General features: G+C 30.2%; 21 protein-coding genes. 6 read left to right on the top strand and 15 right to left on the bottom strand.

Annotation, left to right across the window (positions count from 1 at the left end; genetic code table 11):
• Positions 1–46: 46 nt before the first annotated feature.
• The gene (gene gpmA / locus BED47_RS04530) at positions 47–838 is read right to left on the bottom strand and encodes a 2,3-diphosphoglycerate-dependent phosphoglycerate mutase (RefSeq protein WP_084006765.1); all 792 of its coding nucleotides are present in this window, start codon (positions 836–838) and stop codon (positions 47–49) included.
• Positions 839–1,008: 170 nt separating this feature from the next.
• The gene (locus tag BED47_RS04525; protein WP_069032605.1) at positions 1,009–1,743 is read right to left on the bottom strand and encodes a GntR family transcriptional regulator; all 735 of its coding nucleotides are present in this window, start codon (positions 1,741–1,743) and stop codon (positions 1,009–1,011) included.
• A 395-nt stretch (positions 1,744–2,138) separates the two neighbouring features.
• On the opposite strand from BED47_RS04525, the gene deoD reads away from it, so the two are divergent.
• Positions 2,139–2,849 (top strand): purine-nucleoside phosphorylase, encoded by a 711-nt coding sequence (gene deoD, locus BED47_RS04520; protein WP_069032604.1) that lies wholly within the window; start codon positions 2,139–2,141, stop codon positions 2,847–2,849.
• Positions 2,850–3,043: 194 nt separating this feature from the next.
• On the opposite strand, the gene BED47_RS04515 is transcribed toward deoD, so the two are convergent.
• Together BED47_RS04515 and BED47_RS04510 are read right to left on the bottom strand one after the other, a co-directional pair.
• Positions 3,044–4,489 (bottom strand): DEAD/DEAH box helicase, encoded by a 1,446-nt coding sequence (locus BED47_RS04515; RefSeq protein ID WP_069032603.1) that lies wholly within the window; start codon positions 4,487–4,489, stop codon positions 3,044–3,046.
• Between the two features lie 567 nt (positions 4,490–5,056).
• The gene (locus tag BED47_RS04510) at positions 5,057–5,602 is read right to left on the bottom strand and encodes a GNAT family N-acetyltransferase (RefSeq protein ID WP_069032602.1); all 546 of its coding nucleotides are present in this window, start codon (positions 5,600–5,602) and stop codon (positions 5,057–5,059) included.
• Positions 5,603–5,777: 175 nt separating this feature from the next.
• Between BED47_RS04510 and BED47_RS04505 the strand changes: the two genes are divergently transcribed.
• A complete protein-coding gene (locus tag BED47_RS04505; protein WP_069032601.1) occupies positions 5,778–6,194 on the top strand; it encodes a hypothetical protein in 417 nt (138 codons plus the stop codon).
• A 68-nt stretch (positions 6,195–6,262) separates the two neighbouring features.
• Here BED47_RS04505 and BED47_RS04500 read toward each other — a convergent pair whose 3' ends face one another.
• Positions 6,263–6,832, bottom strand: a complete 570-nt coding sequence (locus BED47_RS04500) for a class I SAM-dependent methyltransferase (RefSeq protein WP_069032600.1) — start codon at positions 6,830–6,832, stop codon at positions 6,263–6,265.
• Positions 6,833–7,028: 196 nt separating this feature from the next.
• On the opposite strand from BED47_RS04500, the gene BED47_RS04495 reads away from it, so the two are divergent.
• Entirely contained in the window at positions 7,029–8,096 is a 1,068-nt protein-coding gene (locus BED47_RS04495; protein ID WP_069032599.1) for a pyruvate kinase, read from the top strand.
• A gap of 47 nt (positions 8,097–8,143) precedes the next feature.
• On the opposite strand, the gene BED47_RS04490 is transcribed toward BED47_RS04495, so the two are convergent.
• Entirely contained in the window at positions 8,144–8,374 is a 231-nt protein-coding gene (locus BED47_RS04490; RefSeq protein ID WP_175403448.1) for a hypothetical protein, read from the bottom strand.
• Positions 8,374–8,694, bottom strand: a complete 321-nt coding sequence (locus BED47_RS04485) for a YbjQ family protein (RefSeq protein WP_069032597.1) — start codon at positions 8,692–8,694, stop codon at positions 8,374–8,376. Before BED47_RS04485 ends, BED47_RS04490 begins: the two co-directional genes overlap by 1 nt.
• A gap of 554 nt (positions 8,695–9,248) precedes the next feature.
• Between BED47_RS04485 and BED47_RS04480 the strand changes: the two genes are divergently transcribed.
• Positions 9,249–9,950 carry a polysaccharide deacetylase family protein gene (locus BED47_RS04480; protein WP_069032596.1) on the top strand — a complete coding sequence of 234 codons (702 nt, stop codon included), beginning with the start codon at positions 9,249–9,251 and terminating at the stop codon, positions 9,948–9,950.
• 81 nt (positions 9,951–10,031) lie between these two features.
• Here the strand turns inward: BED47_RS04480 and BED47_RS04475 are convergent, their stop codons facing one another.
• From BED47_RS04475 to BED47_RS04445, 7 genes are all read right to left on the bottom strand, one after another.
• On the bottom strand, positions 10,032–11,135 hold the full coding sequence (locus BED47_RS04475) for an MGDG synthase family glycosyltransferase (protein WP_069032595.1): 1,104 nt from the start codon (positions 11,133–11,135) through the stop codon (positions 10,032–10,034).
• Between the two features lie 32 nt (positions 11,136–11,167).
• Entirely contained in the window at positions 11,168–11,740 is a 573-nt protein-coding gene (locus BED47_RS04470) for a hypothetical protein (protein ID WP_069032594.1), read from the bottom strand.
• A 157-nt stretch (positions 11,741–11,897) separates the two neighbouring features.
• On the bottom strand, positions 11,898–12,530 hold the full coding sequence (locus BED47_RS04465) for a VTT domain-containing protein (protein ID WP_069032593.1): 633 nt from the start codon (positions 12,528–12,530) through the stop codon (positions 11,898–11,900).
• Between the two features lie 29 nt (positions 12,531–12,559).
• Entirely contained in the window at positions 12,560–13,789 is a 1,230-nt protein-coding gene (locus BED47_RS04460; RefSeq protein WP_175403447.1) for a sensor histidine kinase, read from the bottom strand.
• 100 nt (positions 13,790–13,889) lie between these two features.
• Positions 13,890–14,564, bottom strand: coding sequence for a response regulator transcription factor (locus tag BED47_RS04455; protein WP_069032591.1), 675 nt, complete (start codon positions 14,562–14,564; stop codon positions 13,890–13,892).
• Between the two features lie 27 nt (positions 14,565–14,591).
• Positions 14,592–15,176 carry a phosphatase PAP2 family protein gene (locus tag BED47_RS04450; RefSeq protein ID WP_069032590.1) on the bottom strand — a complete coding sequence of 195 codons (585 nt, stop codon included), beginning with the start codon at positions 15,174–15,176 and terminating at the stop codon, positions 14,592–14,594.
• A 199-nt stretch (positions 15,177–15,375) separates the two neighbouring features.
• The gene (locus tag BED47_RS04445) at positions 15,376–16,587 is read right to left on the bottom strand and encodes a serine hydrolase domain-containing protein (RefSeq protein WP_069032589.1); all 1,212 of its coding nucleotides are present in this window, start codon (positions 16,585–16,587) and stop codon (positions 15,376–15,378) included.
• Positions 16,588–16,759: 172 nt separating this feature from the next.
• Between BED47_RS04445 and BED47_RS04440 the strand changes: the two genes are divergently transcribed.
• Entirely contained in the window at positions 16,760–17,380 is a 621-nt protein-coding gene (locus BED47_RS04440; RefSeq protein WP_069032588.1) for a trimeric intracellular cation channel family protein, read from the top strand.
• A 64-nt stretch (positions 17,381–17,444) separates the two neighbouring features.
• Here the strand turns inward: BED47_RS04440 and BED47_RS04435 are convergent, their stop codons facing one another.
• Positions 17,445–17,996, bottom strand: a complete 552-nt coding sequence (locus BED47_RS04435) for an NADPH-dependent FMN reductase (RefSeq protein WP_069032587.1) — start codon at positions 17,994–17,996, stop codon at positions 17,445–17,447.
• A gap of 355 nt (positions 17,997–18,351) precedes the next feature.
• Here BED47_RS04435 and BED47_RS04430 point away from each other — a divergent pair, with 355 nt between their 5' ends.
• The gene (locus BED47_RS04430) at positions 18,352–19,257 is read left to right on the top strand and encodes a DMT family transporter (protein WP_069032638.1); all 906 of its coding nucleotides are present in this window, start codon (positions 18,352–18,354) and stop codon (positions 19,255–19,257) included.
• The last annotated feature ends 503 nt before the right edge of the window (positions 19,258–19,760 follow it).

Here is a 19,760-nt window from a genome sequence, read left to right as displayed (position 1 = left end):
TGATAAGGATGGGAAGCACGATTGCTAAACCCATCCTTTTTCTATTTTAATCATCTTGTATTGTTATATTTGGATGTTCATCATCAAATTTGTCTAGTAATTCGCTAGGGATATGTTTTGGGATTACATCGGGTGGAAGTTCTCCATCCATACCTAAATAGTAATGTCGAATTGGCTTCAGTTCGTCATTTAATTCATAAACTAAAGGAATACTTGTTGGAATATTTAGCGAAGCAATTCCGTCAGCTGAGACTTGATCTAAATATTGTACGATCCCCCTCAACGTATTACCATGTGCAGAAATAATAACCTTTTTGCCAGTTTTCAAAGCTGGTGCAATTTCTTCGTCCCAATATTTTAAAACTCTTTTTTCTGTATCTTCCAGATTTTCGGTAAGCGGGAATTCATCTTTTAACAAGTTTTTATAACGAGATTCATTTATTTCATATCTTGGATCATCTGGTTCTAGAGCAGGTGGTCTAACATTCATAGATCTTCGCCAAATATTAACCTGTTCTTCACCATATTTTTTAGCTGTTTCGGATTTATTCAGTCCTTGAAGTGAACCGTAATGTCGTTCATTTAATCTCCAAGTTTTATGTACTGGAATCCACATCATATCAATCTCATTTAATATAATCCATAACGTACGAATTGCTCTTTTTAGTACCGATGTATAGGCAACATCAAATGTAAATCCGTTTTTTCTTAAAATAATACCTGCTTCTCTTGCCTCAGAAAGTCCGCTCTTCGTTAAATCAACATCTGTCCAACCTGTGAACCGATTTTCAACATTCCATAAACTTTGCCCGTGTCTGATTAATACAAGTTTAATCATATTGCTCTCCTTTAAAATCAATTAAATATGATATAGTTTGCTGAAATGTTCATAATTTGATTCAAAATTGATTGGATGAGCAAAATCTTATGTAATTAAAATTCTCAACTAAAAACTGACATACTCGTCTAGTTAACATTTCTTTCTATAAAAATTCAATGCACTTTCCACTATTTGTTTATACGATTTATTTTTATTGAGCTAAGTTCGATTGGGATATAGATCTTATTTTTAAGCACAATATTCCCCATTGAGTCATATAGATTTTCAATTAGTAAAACGAATAAATTATTCGTTGAACGTAATTCATGGTTTGAAGAAGGAAGGACTGATTCTGTAAATTTTATTTCGATTGTTGATGAGTGTATTAACTTATAAATATCTTCTTCAAGTATTTTTAGTACACCCAGATGGTCGCCTAGATTCATTTGATATAAGGAAGCAGTCTCACTTGGGAACATAGTATAAGCATGTGCGACAATTTTACTTTTAGCTTTGTACCATCTATTAAACCTGATTAACACTGCAGAATCTTGATTAAAAATTTTTTTAACATATTCATAATCATCCGAAAAACTAACTTCTAAATAAGCATCTACATCATCAATTGTTTCTGTGCAGCATTGATAAACTGTATTATCTATTTTTTCTAATCCGGCACTTCTTAAATTCACATTTTGTTTTATAAAGTTACCTTGTCCATGGATTGTTTCAATATAACCGTCCTCTTTTAGTAAACCCAATCCTTGTCTTAGCGTCATTCTGCTTACATTCATCATCTTAGAAAGTTCTGGTTCAGAAGGAAGCTTACTTCCAATCGGATAGACTCCCTCATTAATTAATTTAAATAATTTTTCATAAACCCCTACGTATAGTGGCAATTTTTTTTTATTTTCAACGGACATAACAACACTCCTTATCATTATTATATCGGGTTATGGATTATTCGCAAACTTGTCTGTTAAAAGTGCGAACGGCAAACCTGATCATTTTTTCTTTTAAATAAACTTCCTAGAATTTTTTTAATATAAATTTTGGGTCTGTTTAAGTTGCTATTGATTTATCTATTTTGTTGAAATATAATTTAGTTGAAGTAAAATAGACAACTACTTATACAACTATACTTCGTAGTATTAATTTAACATTATTTTGATTATGTTGTTTTGTTTTATTTTGTAAACGGAAACATATTAGGAAAGAATGATAATGTTAAGAAGTATGAACATGTGAAATGAGTAAGAATATAAGTTGTATAGATTAGTTAAATAAATTATTAGAAAAGAAATGGAGAGAAAAAACTATGACAACGCCACATAATACAGCCAAATCAGGAGAAATTGCAAAAACAGTTTTAATGCCAGGGGATCCATTACGTGCAAAATATATTGCAGAAAATTATCTAGAAAACCCAGTGCAATTTAATACAGTACGTAATATGTTTGGCTATACAGGAACTTATAAAGGAAAACAAATATCAGTAATGGGATCTGGTATGGGGATGCCAAGTATTGGAATTTATTCATACGAATTATATAAATTTTATGATGTTGAAAATATTATCCGAGTTGGTAGTGCAGGAGCTTATACAGATGAACTTAATATTCACGATATTGTGCTTGTAGATAGTGCTTGGAGTCAATCTACATTTGCAAAGACTCAAGCAGGCGTAGAAAGTGACATTCAGTATCCTTGCGAATCATTAACAAGCAATATTGAAGAAACTGCAAAACAGATTAATACTCCGATTGTTAAAGGAAGAATACATTCTAGTGATGTATTTTATTATGAAAGTTCAGTTCCAAATTTTGTTGATTTTTATAAAGAACATAATTGTATTTGTACAGAAATGGAAAGCTATGCACTATTCCATAATGCGAAAGTATTAGGAAAGAATGCAGCTTGTTTACTTACTATTTCAGATTCTTTAGTTACACATGAAGAGATAAGCGCTGAAGCTAGACAAACTTCATTCGATAAAATGATGAAACTTGCATTAGAAGCTTGTTTATAAAATTAAATGGATTTTAAAATAGCGCCTGCCTTTTCACAAATTATTGAATATAAATGTAGAACCAAAAAAGTCGATTTCCGTTGGTGGGAAAATCGACTTTTTTTGGTTCTACAGTAACTTAAGCATGTAAGTATTGAATAATACTTAGATTAAATCTGTACCCTATTTCACTATAAGTAAGTACTAATCCTTCATTATTTAATTGCTTTACTCACTTTTAATTTTTTTCCTTTGACCGTCGCGTTCTCCATGGCTTGTAAAACTAGTGACCCTTTTCCATTCAGAATATCAACATAGGACATCTGATCATGAATAGTTATTATACCAATATCATCTACTGACACTCCAGGGATTTTTGCGATTGTTCCAACAAAATCAACTGCACGAATTTTTTTCTTTTTTCCGCCACTGAAATGAAGTTTCATAATATCTTGGTTAATTCGGGCTGTTTTATTATTTCTTACAATTCGCCTGCTGTTAAGTTTTTCTTCAAATATAGCTTTTCCACCAACCACCTCTTGTTGACTAGGTGCTTCTATTTTAGGTATTTCAAAGCCGATATAATTCTCAATTGCTTTAACAAACTTTCCTTCAAAACGTGTTGAAAACGTAATTGCTTTACCCTTATTTCCGGCACGGCCGGTTCTTCCAGTACGATGCACATAGCTCTCTTTTTCCATAGGAACGTCATAGTTAATGACTAACGTTACATTATCAATATCAATACCTCTTGCAGCTACATCGGTTGCTACTAGATAGCGGAAGTTCCCTATTTTAAATCCTTCCATTACAGCAAAACGGTCTTCTTGTTCCAGTCCCCCATGGAGTCTTTCACATGAATAATTAGCTTTTTCCAGTTCACTATACACAGTATCTACATTTTCTTTCGTTCGGCAAAAAATTAGGCAGCTATCTGGGTTTTCTACAACAGTAATGTCTTTAAGGAGTTGAATCTTTTCTTCCTCTTTCACTTCTATTAAAAAGTGTTCAATTGTATCGGCTGTTACACCCGTTGATTCAATCTCAATATGAATCGGATCTTTCATATATTCATGACAGAGATTTTCAACATCTTTAGGTAAGGTTGCAGAAAAAACCATCGTTACCCGATTTAAAGGAAGCTGATTAATGATCGCTTCTACCTCATCGATAAAACCTCTATTAAGCATCTCATCAGCTTCATCGATGATAAGATATTTTATTTGATCTAGATCGAGTGTCTCTCGTTGAATATGGTCCATAACCCTTCCAGGTGTACCAACTACAACATGTGTTTTTTGTTCCAATTCTACCTTTTGTTTCGTAAACGGTTCTTTTCCATATACGGCCACCGCTTTTATGCGTTTAAATCTTCCAATATTCGTAATATCTTCACGGACTTGAGCCGCAAGCTCTCTAGTTGGAGTTAAAATTAAAACCTGTGGTTTTTTTTCCTCCCATTCGATCATTTCGCAAACAGGAATACTATAAGAAGCCGTTTTGCCACTTCCTGTTTGAGATTTTACGACTAAATCTTGATTTTCCATTGCCAATGGTATAACTTCTCTTTGAACTTCAGTTGGAGTTTCGTATTTTAATACAGCAAGTGCTCTTTTAATTTCATCACTTAGATGATAGTCCGCATAACTTCTTTTAGTCATTTCTTAACCTCGTTTTATGTTTTTTTCGATATATGTATAGAATTCTCTCTAAGAAAAATCATATTCATTTATTGAGTATGATTCATTATACTTGAAAAATGGAAGATAAAAAGGTTTTTATTTTCATTTTTAAAAGTAATTGATTTTATAGGCAGGAAATTTAATGATTAAAGATACAAAAATAAAAAAAGAGTCACAAAAGTAACTCTTTTCGTTAAACTAATTTGTGTCAGTCTTAAGGGTTACCCCACATTCTACCGGATTTATTCGTTATCCAGAAAGCATCTTTCATCTATTGAACTGACTGTGTTGAAACCTACCATGTAACTCCAAATTTATCGGTTACTTGTCCGTATAAAGGACTCCAAAAAGTTTTTATATTTAAAAGAGGGTTATCTAATTTCTCTAATCCAAGTAAACGCATAAAACACTAGATTTTTCAGAAAATTCATTTTATAATATTGAAAATGTCTTTATTTTAGCCTCTCTTATAATACTTAGCTATTAATTTAATTTATCAAATGGTTGTAAAAGGAGACGCATTAACTGACTCTTTTTAATGAACATTCATTTATTAAATCTACCCATTAAAATCGAATTATAATATTTCCCATCAGAAAGTACCTTATCGTTTTTTAAAACACCTTCAACTTCAAAGCCTAACTTTTTATAAAGTTTAATTGCATTTTCATTCGTTTCTAAAACACTCAAATTCATTTTATGGAGATCATTTGCATCCGCCCAAGAAATTGATCGTTTTAAAAGATTTTTACCGATTCCGTATCCCCAAAATTCTTTTAAGACGCAAACTCCAAACTCTACTTTATGAGAAAGTCTTTTTAATTCATTACCTTCACATCTAGAAAAACCTATTATTTTATCTTCAACTTCTGCTACTAAAAATAAATTATTAATCGTTTCTGTATCTGAGATAATTAATTGTTCAAAGCCTTTTGGATCAATAAATGCTTCCCCGGCTTCTCTGTCTAAATTTTCTGTTTCCCCGTCAATTTGTACTCTCAAACTAGATAATTGTTTAGCGTCAGTAAGTACTGCATGTCTAATAATAAATTGTAGTCCATTTATCGTAAATTTCTGAGGTTGGATTTTCATCATAAACTCCTTACACTTGTATTCTTTTTTATAGGAAGATAGATTATTTGTGTTATTAGATTGGATAAGCCTGATTATTGAAAATAGATTGATTCATACTAAAAGAGATCATCCAAATGTTAATAGTTAAAGTTTTTAGTCGAAACTATATTAATATGAAAGAGGTGTATCAATAGTGGAATTTAGAAGTAGTGGAAGGCTTTCCAATTTTTTAGTTGCAATATTGTTTACGATTTGTTTAATCACTTTTATATTTTATGTACAAAGGCATGGATTTCCTATTACGATTAAGTCATATATGATCATGACTATGGTATTCTTAATCTTTCTAGCTTATATTGGCTATACTCGTAGTATGATTATTAGAATAAACGATTACGGTGTTACATACGAACATTGGGGTTTTAAGCGAACGATACCCGCTCATCATATTACACGTGTTAATTTACAATATCGCTATAAAGAAACACCCTCACATAGTGCTTATTTAGTAATTAATCATCCCGAAGAATCTATTTTCATACCTTCTATGATGTTTCAAGGTCAAATCGAACGAATAACGAAAGAAATCAGAGATATAATGATCTACTAATTAAATCTATTTTAAAGAACTGAAGTAAAGCTTCAGTTCTTTGTTAAGAAAATGATGTTTTTGGTATTTTATCGCTTTATTGCATCTACAATGATTGATGGAAACAGCACTTTTTCCCCGTGATTTCTAGGATCATATTTTTTTGAACGGAAAATAACCCCGTCCTTGCCATCCCACTCTTTAAAATGAAAATTTCCTTCTTCATCACAATATTCTAGCAGTTTAACTTCAAAACCCGCTGTTTCAAACATAGTAACTAGTGTTTTATAGTTATAGACAATTTTATGGCTTGCAGCAGGATGATCTATTGGTCCTGGTCCGCCAACTTTAACAATACTTTGATAAGTTTCGTCTTGAAAAAATCCATCTGGTACTGCACAACGAATATAACCCGTTGGTTTTAAATAATCATAACAAATTTTAGCAGCTGCTAAACCTTCATCATATGTAAGGTGTTCCCAAACATGTTCAGCTAAAATAGCTGTAATTGAATTTTTCTCAAATTTATTTTCCCACGTGGACTTAACTAATAGATTAAGTTCTTCTTCCTGAGTTTGAATCCATGTTGGATTATTGTTATATTCACCTGCTCCAATTACAACTTTTAATTCATCTTGTTTAATCACTAGTAGATTCACCTCACACTAAACTTTGATCGATTAGTAGTGTTCTACAAAAGTTACATGAATTCCTTCTTTAAAACGTAGAAAAATGTCAAATTTTAGAAATCAAGATTATTTGAGATATTCTTTTTTAATTAACACTTCATAAATAATTTAGATTCTTCTACTTTATCTTGGGTATAATAATTCCAGTAAATGGAGGCGATATCGAATGACAATTGATCGAATTTGTACGATTGGACCAGCTAGTTTTGATAAAAAAATACTGTCTGAATTGATTCAACACGGCATGACGATCGCAAGACTAAATTTTTCACACGGTACACATGAGAGTCATCACAATGTGATTGAACTAATAAAAGCTATCAGGAAAGAGACAGGAAAAGAAATCAAGATTTTAGGAGACCTCCAAGGTCCAAAAATACGATTAGGTAAAATTGAAGGCGAAAAAATAAATCTTGAACCTAATCAAACTTTTACACTCGTAATTGATGAAATTACAGGTGATCGTAATCAAGCAAGTGTAGATTATAAAGGGTTAATAAATGATGTGAAACAAGGAGATCGTATATTAATTAATGATGGTGCTGTGGAGTTAATTGTTGAAAAAATAGAACAAAATAAGATTGTCACTTCAGTAAAAACAGGTGGCGAAATATCTTCACATAAAGGGGTAAATTTACCCGGAGTCGTTACAAGTTTACCTGCTATAACTGAAAAAGACCGAAAAGACATCGAATTCATTTTGCAAGAAGGTTTAGATTATATTGCATGCTCATTTATTCGGCGGTCATCGCATTTACAAGAAATCAGAAGTTTTATGAATTCAAAAAGTGATAAAACACCTCAATTAATCGCAAAAATTGAAACGATTGAAGCAATAAAAAATTTCCAAGAAATTAATAAAGAAACAGATGCAATTATGATTGCTCGTGGTGATTTAGGTGTTGAACTACCCTATCAATGGATTCCTCTCTTACAAAGAGCCATGATTCATGAGTGTAATTCAAATGGGACATATGTGATCACAGCAACTCAAATGCTACAATCAATGATAGATAACTCACTTCCAACAAGAGCTGAAGTAACAGATGTATTTCAAGCAGTGATGGATGGTACAAATGCCGTCATGTTATCCGCTGAAAGTGCTGCTGGCCATCATCCAATCGAAAGCATTGAAACATTAAAAATTATATCTCAATTTGCTGAGACCGTAAAAACAAAATCTCCGTTTGATTTTAATGATATGCTTGAATTAATTAACTCAACAATTAAATAAAATTGTTTTTCAAGACAAAAACGCCCTTTAGGGGCGTTTTTAATTTATTACTTTTCTTTTTTATAAAATCGTTCACCTGTATCCGGATTATAGTAAACTCTTGTTTTCTCCCCTGTTACAGGATCGATATTAACTTCGCTAGTTCGTTGAAATCCTTCTGGTATTTGGTTTCCATGATTTCGATTAAATCGTTTATCGTAAATAAAATAACCTAGCAATAAACAAATAATGAGAAATAAGATTTGGATACCATAAAAACCGAAAATAAATGTTTCCACTATATTTTCTCGACTACTACAGCGGTTCCATATGCTACAATTTCACTCATGTTTTGCCCTATTTCACCTGAATCAAAGCGCATCATAATAATTGCATTTGCATCCATTTCACTAGCATTTTTAGTCATTCGATTCATCGCTTCTTTTCTTGCATCCTCAAGCATTGCAGTGTATTGTTTGATTTCTCCACCAACAAGACTTTTTAGACCAGCTAAAATATCGCCACCCAGTCCTCTACTACGTACAATTACTCCAAATACAGGACCTTTAACTTCAACTAGTTTATACCCTTCAATATTTTCAGTTGTAACTACGATCATATTGTTCACCTCAAAATTTTTATTCTTCACACAAATATATTTATTCAATTTTGTGAATGTATTTCAATCCCATTTTTAAATTTCATTAGTTAAAAATGGAAAATTTGAAACGTATAATGTATTAATTCTATGTAATAGTTTTAATCCCTTTATACTAGAGATAAATTCATATCTTAGAAAATTATTATTCGTTAACATTTCCAACAGTGATTTTCTACTTCAATTGATGCCTTGTCATTTACATCAATAAATTTAGTGTTAAACTGCTTATACCACTCTTTTTCATATTGATATAATTTCATATTTTGGTCAAATGAACCTCTTCTTTTTGACAAATCATTTTGTTTTCTTCATTCAAGAGTTTCAAATTCAGCATCTAAATAAATAATTAAATCAGATCTGCATTTTCGAAGTTGATTTAATTCATCTTTTAAACCATAGCGCAATCTTATTTCATCATAATATTTTCTACATTTAATTACCAACAAAATGTAAATTGGACTATAATAATGTTATATTATCATTTTTATTTAAAGGTAGTTTAAGGAGAATTTATGCTAAGAATTTTCGTCATAATCGGTGGTTTACTTGTAATATTATTTATCCTTTATGGTCCAATCCCGAGTTTACTAACACGTTTATTTAAATTTTTTTCAATACATACAGTTTCAATTAATAATCAAAAACGCATTGCTTTAACTTTTGATGATGGTCCCCATCCAGTTTATACGACTTTACTTTTAGATTTACTCCAAAGTCATTCAATTAAAGCAACTTTTTTTGTATTAGGATCAGAGGCAGAAAAGTATCCTGCGATCATTAAAAGGATACATGAAGATGGTCACTTAATCGGAATACACAATTATAAACATAAATGTAATTGGTTTCTCAGTCCAAAACATTTAAATAATCAAATCGAAAAGACTGCAAGTATTATTAAGAAAATAACGAACAGTGATGCAATTTACTATCGACCACCTTGGGGGTTAGTTTCACTGCCACTTCTATTTCAGAAAAAGCTTAAAATTATTTTATGGTCTGTCATGGCAAATGATTGGAGTAGTAAAAAAGGAAGTGAAGGCATTTATTCTCTTTTGTTAAATCAAACGAAACCAGGAGCAATTATTTTATTACATGATAATGGAGATACATTTGGTGCAGATGAGGATGCTCCTATTCATACAATAAAAGCATTAGAGAGATTTATTGGATATTGTTTACAAAACCAATATCAATTTGTTAGGATTGATCATTAGCTAATTAAACCCAAACACCACAAGGAAACTCTATACCTTGTGGTGTTTTTACATATTTATAAAGTTATTAGTCATAAAATTTTAAGAAATTGAACTAAAAATATCATTAACAATTAATTGAGAACTAAATCCTTTATTTAATGCAGTTAATGATGATTTCATTTGTTCTAAATGATTTGATTTGAAAAGAATTCGATTAATATAAAAAGTTAATTCATTTAACGACTTTACTGTTACTGAAGCACCCGCATTTTCAAATATTCGGGAATTCTCTTTTTCTTGACCTGGTGTTGGTTTATATAGGATTGTCGGTAAATTACATGCAATACATTCTGATAATGTAATACCACCAGGCTTGGTAATTAAGAGATCAGATTTTTTATACAAATTACGAATATTATTTACGTAGCCAAATACTTGTAGTCGATCTTTGTATTCTTCATTTAACTTACTTAATTTATTATAAAGGATGTGATTATAGCCACAAACAACTGCTACTTTAAGTTTTGTTTCAACAAGTAACTGCTTGGCCATTTTTTCTACATCCTTTAATAATCCAACTGCCCCAGCAACTATTAATATTTGATCGTTAGATTTCGAATTACTTGTACCTTCATTTAAAAAATCTATTTCTTTAAATTCTTGGCGAAGAGGTATCCCAGATACAAATATTTTCGATAGAGAAACACCTAAATTCACCATTTGATGTATTAATCCTTCCGTCGCTATATAGTATCGATCGATTTCATTATGAATCCATGAACGGTGAATATAATAGTCTGTAACTACTGTATATAATTTACAAGGATGTGAAGAATATTTTTTCCATTTTGCTACAGATCCAACTGGAAAGGTAGTAATGATAATATCAGGCTTCTCTTTTTGAAGAATACTTTTTATATTCTTTCCGCATAATTCTAAAAGCCTGTCAAAAATGACTGTGCTGAATAATTTCTCAGTCCCATAAAAGAACCATTTATAAATTGTTTGGGCATGCTGGAATAATTGCAAATGAATATTTTTTGCAAATACATTTATTGTTGGATATGCTTCTTCATATATATCAATTATTGTTACATCGTTAAAGTTAATATGTTCAAACTCACTTTTTAACGCTTTTGATACTTCTTTATGCCCATTTCCAAAACTCGATGTAACGACAAGTATTTTTGGTTGCAATACCATACTAATCAACCTCTTTTGAATAGACAAATTAATTAAACGAATGTATGAATTAACATTGAGATTACAACTGCAAATGAAAGATAGTAATGCCAGTTTTTATCTTTTCGTTTATATCTTAAAAAACCGAATATTCCTAATGGAAGTAGTAGCAAATAAGTTATAACACCTGAAATATAAACAGCATCTGTTTTCCATTCAAAAAAAGTCATAATCACAGAGTGTACTGTAATTAAAGCAAAAGTAATTAACGAGATTGGGACATGTATTAACTTGCACCATTTCAATAATTTACCTAAGAATTTCTTAAATTGTTTTTTATCATTTAATTTTTTAAATCTAATTAAAAAATAAAGCGGAAAGAGAACAAATGCCGCAAATACACCTATTCTTCCAAGGGAACCTTTATCTTTCGCATACATTTTTAAAGGATTTATTTTATGAAAACCATGTTGGATTCCATTTTGTATATGAGGTCCCATATTCGTTAATAATTCAGTACGATGCGAGACTTTCCACCCAGCAATGACGAAAATTATGATCGAAATTGCTAATGCTATATAAATTAATTTTCTCTCAGATTTATTTTTTATCCAATTACTAATCATATTGATTTGTTCCTTTCAAGTTTTGAAAAAATATTAGCAAACACATAATCCATATTCTCCTCCTTTTATATACAAACTAATGTACAAAATAAAAGTGAAAAATTAATGAAAATAGTATTATGTTTTCCTAAAATTGATTCATTTGTTTAGATTCAATTTATTTTTTCTTAATAAATTTTCTAATTACATCGATTAATATTGGAATGATTGATACGAAAATGATTCCAATCGTTAATAGCCCAAAATGATTTTTAACAAAAGGAATATTACCAAAAAAGTAACCAATCGATACCATTAGTCCAACCCAAAGCGTCGCTCCGAAAATGTTATATGAAATAAATTTTGAATAGTTCATTTCACCGATCCCTGCAACAAACGGAGCAAAAGTTCTAACAATCGGAATAAACCTTGCTAATACAATAAATTTAGGACCTTTTTGTTTGTAAAAGTTTTCAGTTTCATGAATGTATTTCGAATTTATTTTTTTGCTCTTACTTAATTTACTACCGAATTTCTTACCTATAAAATAATTTAAAGAATCGCCTAAACTTGCTGCTACTATGAAAAGGACTAATAATCCAAAAAAGTTTAATAAATGTAAGGAAGCAAGTGCACCTGCTGTAAAAATTAATGAATCTCCTGGTAAAAATGGTGTCACAACAAGTCCGGTTTCCAATAAAATAATCAAAAATAAGATGAAATAAGTTATTGCCCCATAATTGTGCACAAAGGTTAATAAATGTTGATCTAAATGCAATATGAGATCAATAATATTTTTAATAATCTCCATATAACTTTAACTCCCTTAAAAATCATTCTCTATATGTTTGTCTTAATTTGAAATAAATTTGAAATCGGAATTTTAATTTTAAAACTGCTTCCCTTACCGAATTCACTATTTACTATAATTTCTCCATTTAAAGACTCTATAATCGATTTTGCGATCGATAAACCGAGTCCAGTATTTCCTTCATCTCTCGACCTATGCTCTTCTATTCGATAAAACCGATTAAATATTTTGTCTTGTTGCTCTTTTGGAATTCCAATACCATTATCATTTATTTCATAATAGAAATAGGTTGCTTTTTTTTCTGATTTTACATAGTAATTTAAGGAGATGGTATGGTCCTCATTTGAATATTTAATTGCATTATCAACAAAGATATTAATCAATTGTTTTAAACTTTCTTGATTTGTTTTAACAATAAATTTTTCTTCATTTAATAGCTTGATTATTTGTTTTTTTTCTGATGCCTTATATTGCCATGCTTTTTGAATTTGTTCCGAAAAGACATCGATTCTAAATTCTTCTCTATTCACTTTGGCGATTTGTTTATGATCAAGTCTTGCTAGAAAAAGTAATTGATGGACTAGATTACGTGTATCACTTAATTCCTTTTTTAAATCTGTTAAGGTTTCTTTTCCGAAATCAGATAGGCGATCTTGTTCAACGCTTAATACATCAATACCGGCTTGTAATACTGATAACGGTGTTCTTAGTTCATGTGAAGCATTTTCCACGAATTCTTGTTGTTCTTTATAAGATGCAATAATTGGTTCCATTGCCTGATTTGTAATTTTCTTTCCGAAGTAGTATGCCATAAAACAAAAGATGATTGAGAGCAAAAATGAGATACTGATAAACTGCTTTATTAAATAAATAACCGACGATAAATCTTTACCACTATAAATTGTCCCAAGGTAATGGTTTGATGAATCATACACATTTTCTGCAGCAATCATTAAATTTAGTTCTTCTTTATCATGAGGATCAATTCGTTTAATAACGACTTTATTATGAATAGGATTAATCTGTTTTAAAACTTTTTCTATATCCCTTGTATACCCGGGTGCTGTTTCATCATAGATTTCAAATCCGTTTTTTTTATTTAAAAAATAATTAAAATAAACATTTTTACGTTTATGTTTTCTTTGAGTAATGTCATCATTTGTACCTAGAGAAGTAGCATTCATTTTTACTTCTTTTATTTCTTGCTTTAACACTGTGATTAGATCACTCTTTTGGTCTAAGTAAATGTAAAACGACATTACAATTCCCACTGAAATATTAAATAAAATAATGAAAATCATTAAAATTCTAAGATTGAAAAATGTTAATCGCTTGCTAATTTGATGAAATAGTGAAATCTCATTTTTCGATTGTATATCCAACACCTCTAACACTCTTTATATAAGTTCTGTCATTTGGTAGATCAATTTTTTTTCTTAGATTTTTTACATACGCTTCAACAGCATTACTTGTTACTTCTGATTCAATTCCCCAAACTCTTTCAAAAATAACTTCTCTAGTGAGCACAATCCCTCTATTTTTTACTAATAAATCAAATAATTGTAATTCTCTTTGCGTTAAAATAATTTGTTCATTGCCTCTACTTAAACTAAAATTTGTCCGATTATAAGTTAAGTCTTCAATCGTGATGACTTCATCTTGAAGTGGTGCAAAATTCCTTCGATTGAGTACTTTAATTCTTGCGGCAAGCTCACTAAAATCAAATGGTTTGATTAAATAGTCATCCGCTCCAGCTTCTAATCCTTCAACACGGTGATTAATACTATCTCTGGCTGTTAACATTAAGATAGGTCCTTTAAATCCATCTCTTCTAAGCTTTTTACATATTTCTAAACCACTAATTTCAGGTAACATCCAGTCCAAAATAAGTAAATCAAAATCATAGTGGATAGCTAATTCCAATGCTTGCTTTCCGTTTGTAGTCCATTCGATTTGAAATGGAGTTTGTGTTTTTAACAAATGGGTCGTCATTTTCCCTAATTTTTGATCGTCTTCAGCAAATAAAATTTTCAAAAGATGTCTCCTCTATTTAGTTCTTAATTAGGAACTCAAATTCTTTTTCTTATTATTTGGTAACTTTTTTATTATTCTTTCATATAACTTCAATAATATTTTCATTATTGGTTCCGTTAACGATGATGTTTTTAAAACAACAATTGCAACTACACCAGCCAAAATAAATGCACCAATTATATCAAATGGATAATGTACCCCAACAAAGATTCTGGAAATACCAACTAATATCGCCCAAACAAATGAAATCAAACCTAATCGATCTTTTCTAAACAATAAAATAAGCGCAGTAGAAAATACTAATGTACCGTGATCACTTACAAAAGATGAGTCGGACGAATGTGAAATCAATTTGGTCACATGGTGATTAACGAATGGTCGCGCGTGGTAATAAAATTGGTGGATAATAAAGTTACCACCTAGTGCTAAAATTAGTGTTAAACCAATATAAAAGGCTGTATACTTACGTTCGGTTCCTTTTTGAATCCATAAATAACATAAAATTCCTATTACGATTAAAATGGCAGATTTAGATAAAAATATCATTACACTATCTAAAGCAGGCCATTTGCCAGCAAAACTATTTATTAATTTAAATATTGAGTAGTTCATTAAAATTTCCTCCATTTTTTTGATCGGAAATTATTATATAAAAGTTTTATGAAAAATTGATGAAAATTTAATTGGGATTTTCTATTACAAATAAAAAAAGACCTATTGATAAATAGATCCTTTTAACAAGATTAAGTCTGATGGAGGAATTTTTACTCCACTATGGAACAGAAAAAATTGTAGTTTCTTATTATTTACCTTACAGCTGATTTAATAAACGTTCTTCAATAATGTGTTTATAAATTATTTCTGCTAATTCTTTTTCTACTTCTAATCTTGAATCTTCAGATAATTCAAACTGACATCCGTTCAAAATAAATATCATTCCAAATTGTTTTTCTTCATGCCAATATAAGTTGCTGATTAATCCGTATGCTTCACCCGCATGCCCGATCATTTCTTTGTAACCCGGTAAAAAGTCGTGGCTAATATGAAAACCAAGCCCCATTTTACTAAAGAAGTGATTATTTTCTTCTCTAGACCATTGAATTGATGTCATTAATTTTGACGTTTTTTGTTCAAGAATTTGGTGTCCATTTAAACTCCCACTTAACATATGTACCCGTAAAAACTTACTTAATTCAACTGCGGATGTCCTTAGTCCACCTTGAGGTTCAAATAATCCTCCATGTTTACCGATGATGTATTGGTCCCAATGATTCTTAGAATATCCACTCTGCCTAATATCATCAATTGATACTTTATATTCGTTTGTATCTTTATTTTTTTCATAAAGGTTTGCCAGTTCATGGCTTTTATTAAAATTAGCATACGAAAATGCTACATTCTTCATTTCTAAAGGTTCAAAAATATTTTGTTTGATATATTGGTCAAAGCGTAACTTAGTGACTTTTTCTATTATTGCACCGCATATGATCGCACCAATATTTGAATACATCCATTGATCTCCTGGTTTCCAATCCCCCCATATTTCTTTCGTAAAATACTTTCCATTTTCATCTAATAATTCTGTAAGTTGTAATGAAAAATCTGAATGGCCATCTTTAATGTACTTAGCATAAACACTATTTGAAGCATCGTCCGAGTTAAGTGATGATGTATGAGTTAATATTTGTCTCAAGGTAATTGAAGAATTACGGAATTTAGGATTTCTTACTTTAAAACCTAAATAATGACTAATATCTTGATTTAAATCGATTAGTTTTCTTTCGACTAATTGCATGATTGCAGTAGCAGTAAAAAGTTTTGAAATAGAAGCAATTCGAAACATCGTATTTTCTGTAACTAATTCTTTTGTTTCTAAATTACGATAACCATAAGCATCGGACCAAATCAGTTTATCTTTTAAAACCGCAGCAGCTTGAAACCCGACAATATTAAATTTATCCATTATTAATTGAATTTCTTTTGATAAAATTTTATTTTTATGTTGTATAATTTTGTTTTGCATTTTAACCTCTCCTATCTATAAATTTCAAGTGAATTTCTTGTAAAATACTGTAAATTTTTCATATGAAAAAATTTTTTTAAATGAAGCGTTTTCAAAGTTATTTTAATATTGTAATAGTCCTTACCTGTTGCTAAAATGAATCATAGAAAATGGAATTAAGGGGATAGAATGGATGATTTTGCTCGAGGTTTTTGTTTATGCAGGGATTATAGCTGCTAGCATTTCTGGTACTTTGGTTGGTATTCAAAAGAAATTGGACTTATTCGGTGTTGTTTTTTTAGCAGCTTGTACTGCTCTTGGCGGAGGGTTAATACGTGATATTATTTTAGGTCAAACGGTACCGAATGCTTTCGCAAAACCTCAATACTTTATCGTAAGTACAGTCGTTTCAATTGTAACATGGTTATTTTATCAACGAACAATGCAGTTCCAATCAACTTTAATCATTACTGATGCAATTGGTTTAGGTGTTTTTACTGCTGTTGGTTCATATTCGGCAATTGATCATGGTTTAAAAGGTTCTTTTTTAATTATTTCGATGGGGTTAATCACTGGAATTGGCGGTGGAATTATGCGAGATGTATTCGCAAGAGAAATTCCATTTGTATTCCGAAAAGAAATTTATGCAATAGCAGCAATTATCGGCTCTATTACAATTTTGTTTACACATGGTGAATTTACTAAACTGCAATCTTTGTATATTTGTTTTCTAATTACAACTGCAATTAGAATTATCGCTGTACGATACAAAGTAAACTTTCCTATTAGAAATGTAAATGATAATTTACTTTAAGCTTAACAAAGATGTTAAGCTATTTTTAATGGTCCTAACCCATAATTGATTAGGACCATTTTTATTACTTAGAAACACTATTTGATTCTATGTATTCTTTATACAAAATTTCTTTTTGTACATATTCTTTTAATTCATCAATTACTTCAGCTACTTTTGCAAAAGCTTCAGGCTTCACAACTGTATCATTTTCAAAATCAACTGGATCTAAAACTAGTTGTTTTGGTAATGCATTTCCATATACACCACGAATTACAGTTCTCATACTATTTAAAGCGTTTATACCACCTTTTCCACCACCAGCTACTGCTAATAATGAAATTGGCTTTTTCTTAAATGGCTCAGAGCCTAATAATTCAACTAGATTTTTTAAAGCTCCACTCATCGCATTATTGTACTCTGGCGTACAAATAACGATTCCATCAGCTTTAACTAGTAATTCTCTAATAGCTTTAACTGCTTCTATTTCTTTTTGTTCAGCTTCCCCGTTATAAAGAGGAACTTGTTCAAATGCTAAATCTAAATTTGTAAAATTATTAGAATCTGCGATTTGTTTTGCTAAGAATCTAGTTCGACCATTTGCTCTTGGTGAACCATTTACTACTACGATATTCATTTAAATTCCCCTCACTATTAAAAACTTAATTGACTAATTTTTATCAATAATTCTTTAAAACTACAAATAATAGTATAAATGAATTCTATTTATTTGCCTATTAATTTAAACAGAATTTAATGAAAACTTCGATTTTAAAAATCTTAAATGGCTTGGAAAATATATTTATTTTGAACATCTTATGAGTAAGGAATTATTAGCTTCCTAGCTTTTTACTTCCTCATGAATACTCAATGACTAAGGTATTTCCTTATCCATGATTTATTCAATTGATATAACCCTAATGTTTAGTATATACTTATTTGACAGAATATTGAAATTACACATGAAATGGATGTGATACATATTGGGGAATATGACAGTAAATAAAAAGGCGACAATTAGTATCATTATTGCAATGGCTACTTTCGGCACAGTAGGTTTCGTCGCTCCTAAAACAGGCCTAAAAGCCATTGATTTAGTTTTTATTAGATGTGTTTTTGCAACTATTTTTTTATTTTCAGTTTGGTATTTTTCAGGGTTAGCTAAAAAAGAAATATTTAATAAAAAAGATATAACACTTTCATTATTTAGTGGGATCCTATTAGTTATGAATTGGGTATTTTTATTTAAATCATTTGAAAATTTATCAGTTACAATTTCAGTTTCAATTTATTACTTAGCTCCCGTTATTTTATTCTTATTAGGTAGTTTAATTTATAAAGAAAAAATTACGGTAATTCCTTTACTTGGTGTTTTAAGTAGTTTTATCGGCTCAATTCTTTTATCCGGTATTAATTCTGATTTTACACTTGATAAATTTCTTTCATCTGGTGTCATTTGGGCATTTCTTGCGGCAATCTTTTATGGATTATTAATGATTGTGAATAAAGGGATTACAAAAACAAGTTCATATTTTACGACCTTACTTCAGACTACATTAGGGTTTCTACTTTTAATTCCTTTTGTTAAATTTGATTCTTTTCAAAACTTGCATTTAGAAAACTGGAGTTTTATTTTGATTATTGGTTTTGTTCATACTGGCGTTATTTATGCATTATTCTTTGGTAATATTCGATTTTTACCTTCTAATATGATTGCTGTATTAACATTTTTAGATCCTGCAGTGGCCATTGTATTAGATACAGTCATAACAGGTTTTAAACCAACACCAACCCAAATAATAGGAATTTTTATGACATTTTTAGGTATCGCTTTAATACTGCTACTGAATTCACCGAAAAAAGTGTCGCAAAATTCAAATGAAAAAATTGCAAATTAACGATTCATTCAGTTAAAAAGAACGTTAACTTCATTGTCAAACTATACTAAAAGGACTATAATGAAGTCATAAAGAATATACTAAAAAGGGATGTGCTGCGAACACACCCCTTCCGAGTAGTAATTGGAAAGTTGCTTTCCTTGGATCCAGTGAAGAAATAATCACCACAACCATTTCGAGGGGTAGGGTGGTTATTTTTTTTTGCTAATAGAAATGATAATACCGATTATGCTTAAGATTACAGTTGCAGTTATTCCAACACATTGAATAATTAAATTTGCAATCTCATAACCAGTCACATTCTCACCTCCCTTCTATGCGAAGAAAGACTAGCAGTTACTTCTATCAGGAAATAGTATTCCTACATAATTTCAAAAAAGCCTTGATACTACTGATTTTAACTTTATGTAGTTTTCCTAATTTAATATCTACATAGACTTACATTACAAAGAAAGGCAACTTACAATTCTACTCTACCTTATTTTACCATAATCTATAACACA

Origin of the sequence: Gottfriedia luciferensis (assembly GCF_001712755.1) — a bacterium.
Lineage (GTDB): Bacteria > Bacillota > Bacilli > Bacillales > Bacillaceae_G > Gottfriedia > Gottfriedia luciferensis_B.
The sequence above is the reverse complement of the archived record's forward strand: the minus strand, read 5'-3'. Positions and strand labels throughout refer to the sequence as shown.

Coding starts and splice junctions, on each gene's coding strand:
- BED47_RS04475 (WP_069032595.1), bottom strand. CDS start 11,135: ATGGTATTGCAACCAAAAATACTTGTCGTTACATCGAGTTTTGGAAAT.
- BED47_RS04480 (WP_069032596.1), top strand. CDS start 9,249: ATGCTAAGAATTTTCGTCATAATCGGTGGTTTACTTGTAATATTATTT.
- BED47_RS04470 (WP_069032594.1), bottom strand. CDS start 11,740: ATGATTAGTAATTGGATAAAAAATAAATCTGAGAGAAAATTAATTTAT.
- BED47_RS04430 (WP_069032638.1), top strand. CDS start 18,352: ATGACAGTAAATAAAAAGGCGACAATTAGTATCATTATTGCAATGGCT.
- BED47_RS04485 (WP_069032597.1), bottom strand. CDS start 8,694: ATGATCGTAGTTACAACTGAAAATATTGAAGGGTATAAACTAGTTGAA.
- BED47_RS04465 (WP_069032593.1), bottom strand. CDS start 12,530: ATGGAGATTATTAAAAATATTATTGATCTCATATTGCATTTAGATCAA.
- BED47_RS04525 (WP_069032605.1), bottom strand. CDS start 1,743: ATGTCCGTTGAAAATAAAAAAAAATTGCCACTATACGTAGGGGTTTAT.
- BED47_RS04450 (WP_069032590.1), bottom strand. CDS start 15,176: ATGAACTACTCAATATTTAAATTAATAAATAGTTTTGCTGGCAAATGG.
- BED47_RS04510 (WP_069032602.1), bottom strand. CDS start 5,602: ATGAAAATCCAACCTCAGAAATTTACGATAAATGGACTACAATTTATT.
- BED47_RS04445 (WP_069032589.1), bottom strand. CDS start 16,587: ATGCAAAACAAAATTATACAACATAAAAATAAAATTTTATCAAAAGAA.
- BED47_RS04515 (WP_069032603.1), bottom strand. CDS start 4,489: ATGACTAAAAGAAGTTATGCGGACTATCATCTAAGTGATGAAATTAAA.
- gpmA (WP_084006765.1), bottom strand. CDS start 838: ATGATTAAACTTGTATTAATCAGACACGGGCAAAGTTTATGGAATGTT.
- BED47_RS04495 (WP_069032599.1), top strand. CDS start 7,029: ATGACAATTGATCGAATTTGTACGATTGGACCAGCTAGTTTTGATAAA.
- BED47_RS04435 (WP_069032587.1), bottom strand. CDS start 17,996: ATGAATATCGTAGTAGTAAATGGTTCACCAAGAGCAAATGGTCGAACT.
- deoD (WP_069032604.1), top strand. CDS start 2,139: ATGACAACGCCACATAATACAGCCAAATCAGGAGAAATTGCAAAAACA.
- BED47_RS04460 (WP_175403447.1), bottom strand. CDS start 13,789: ATGTCGTTTTACATTTACTTAGACCAAAAGAGTGATCTAATCACAGTG.
- BED47_RS04440 (WP_069032588.1), top strand. CDS start 16,760: ATGATTTTGCTCGAGGTTTTTGTTTATGCAGGGATTATAGCTGCTAGC.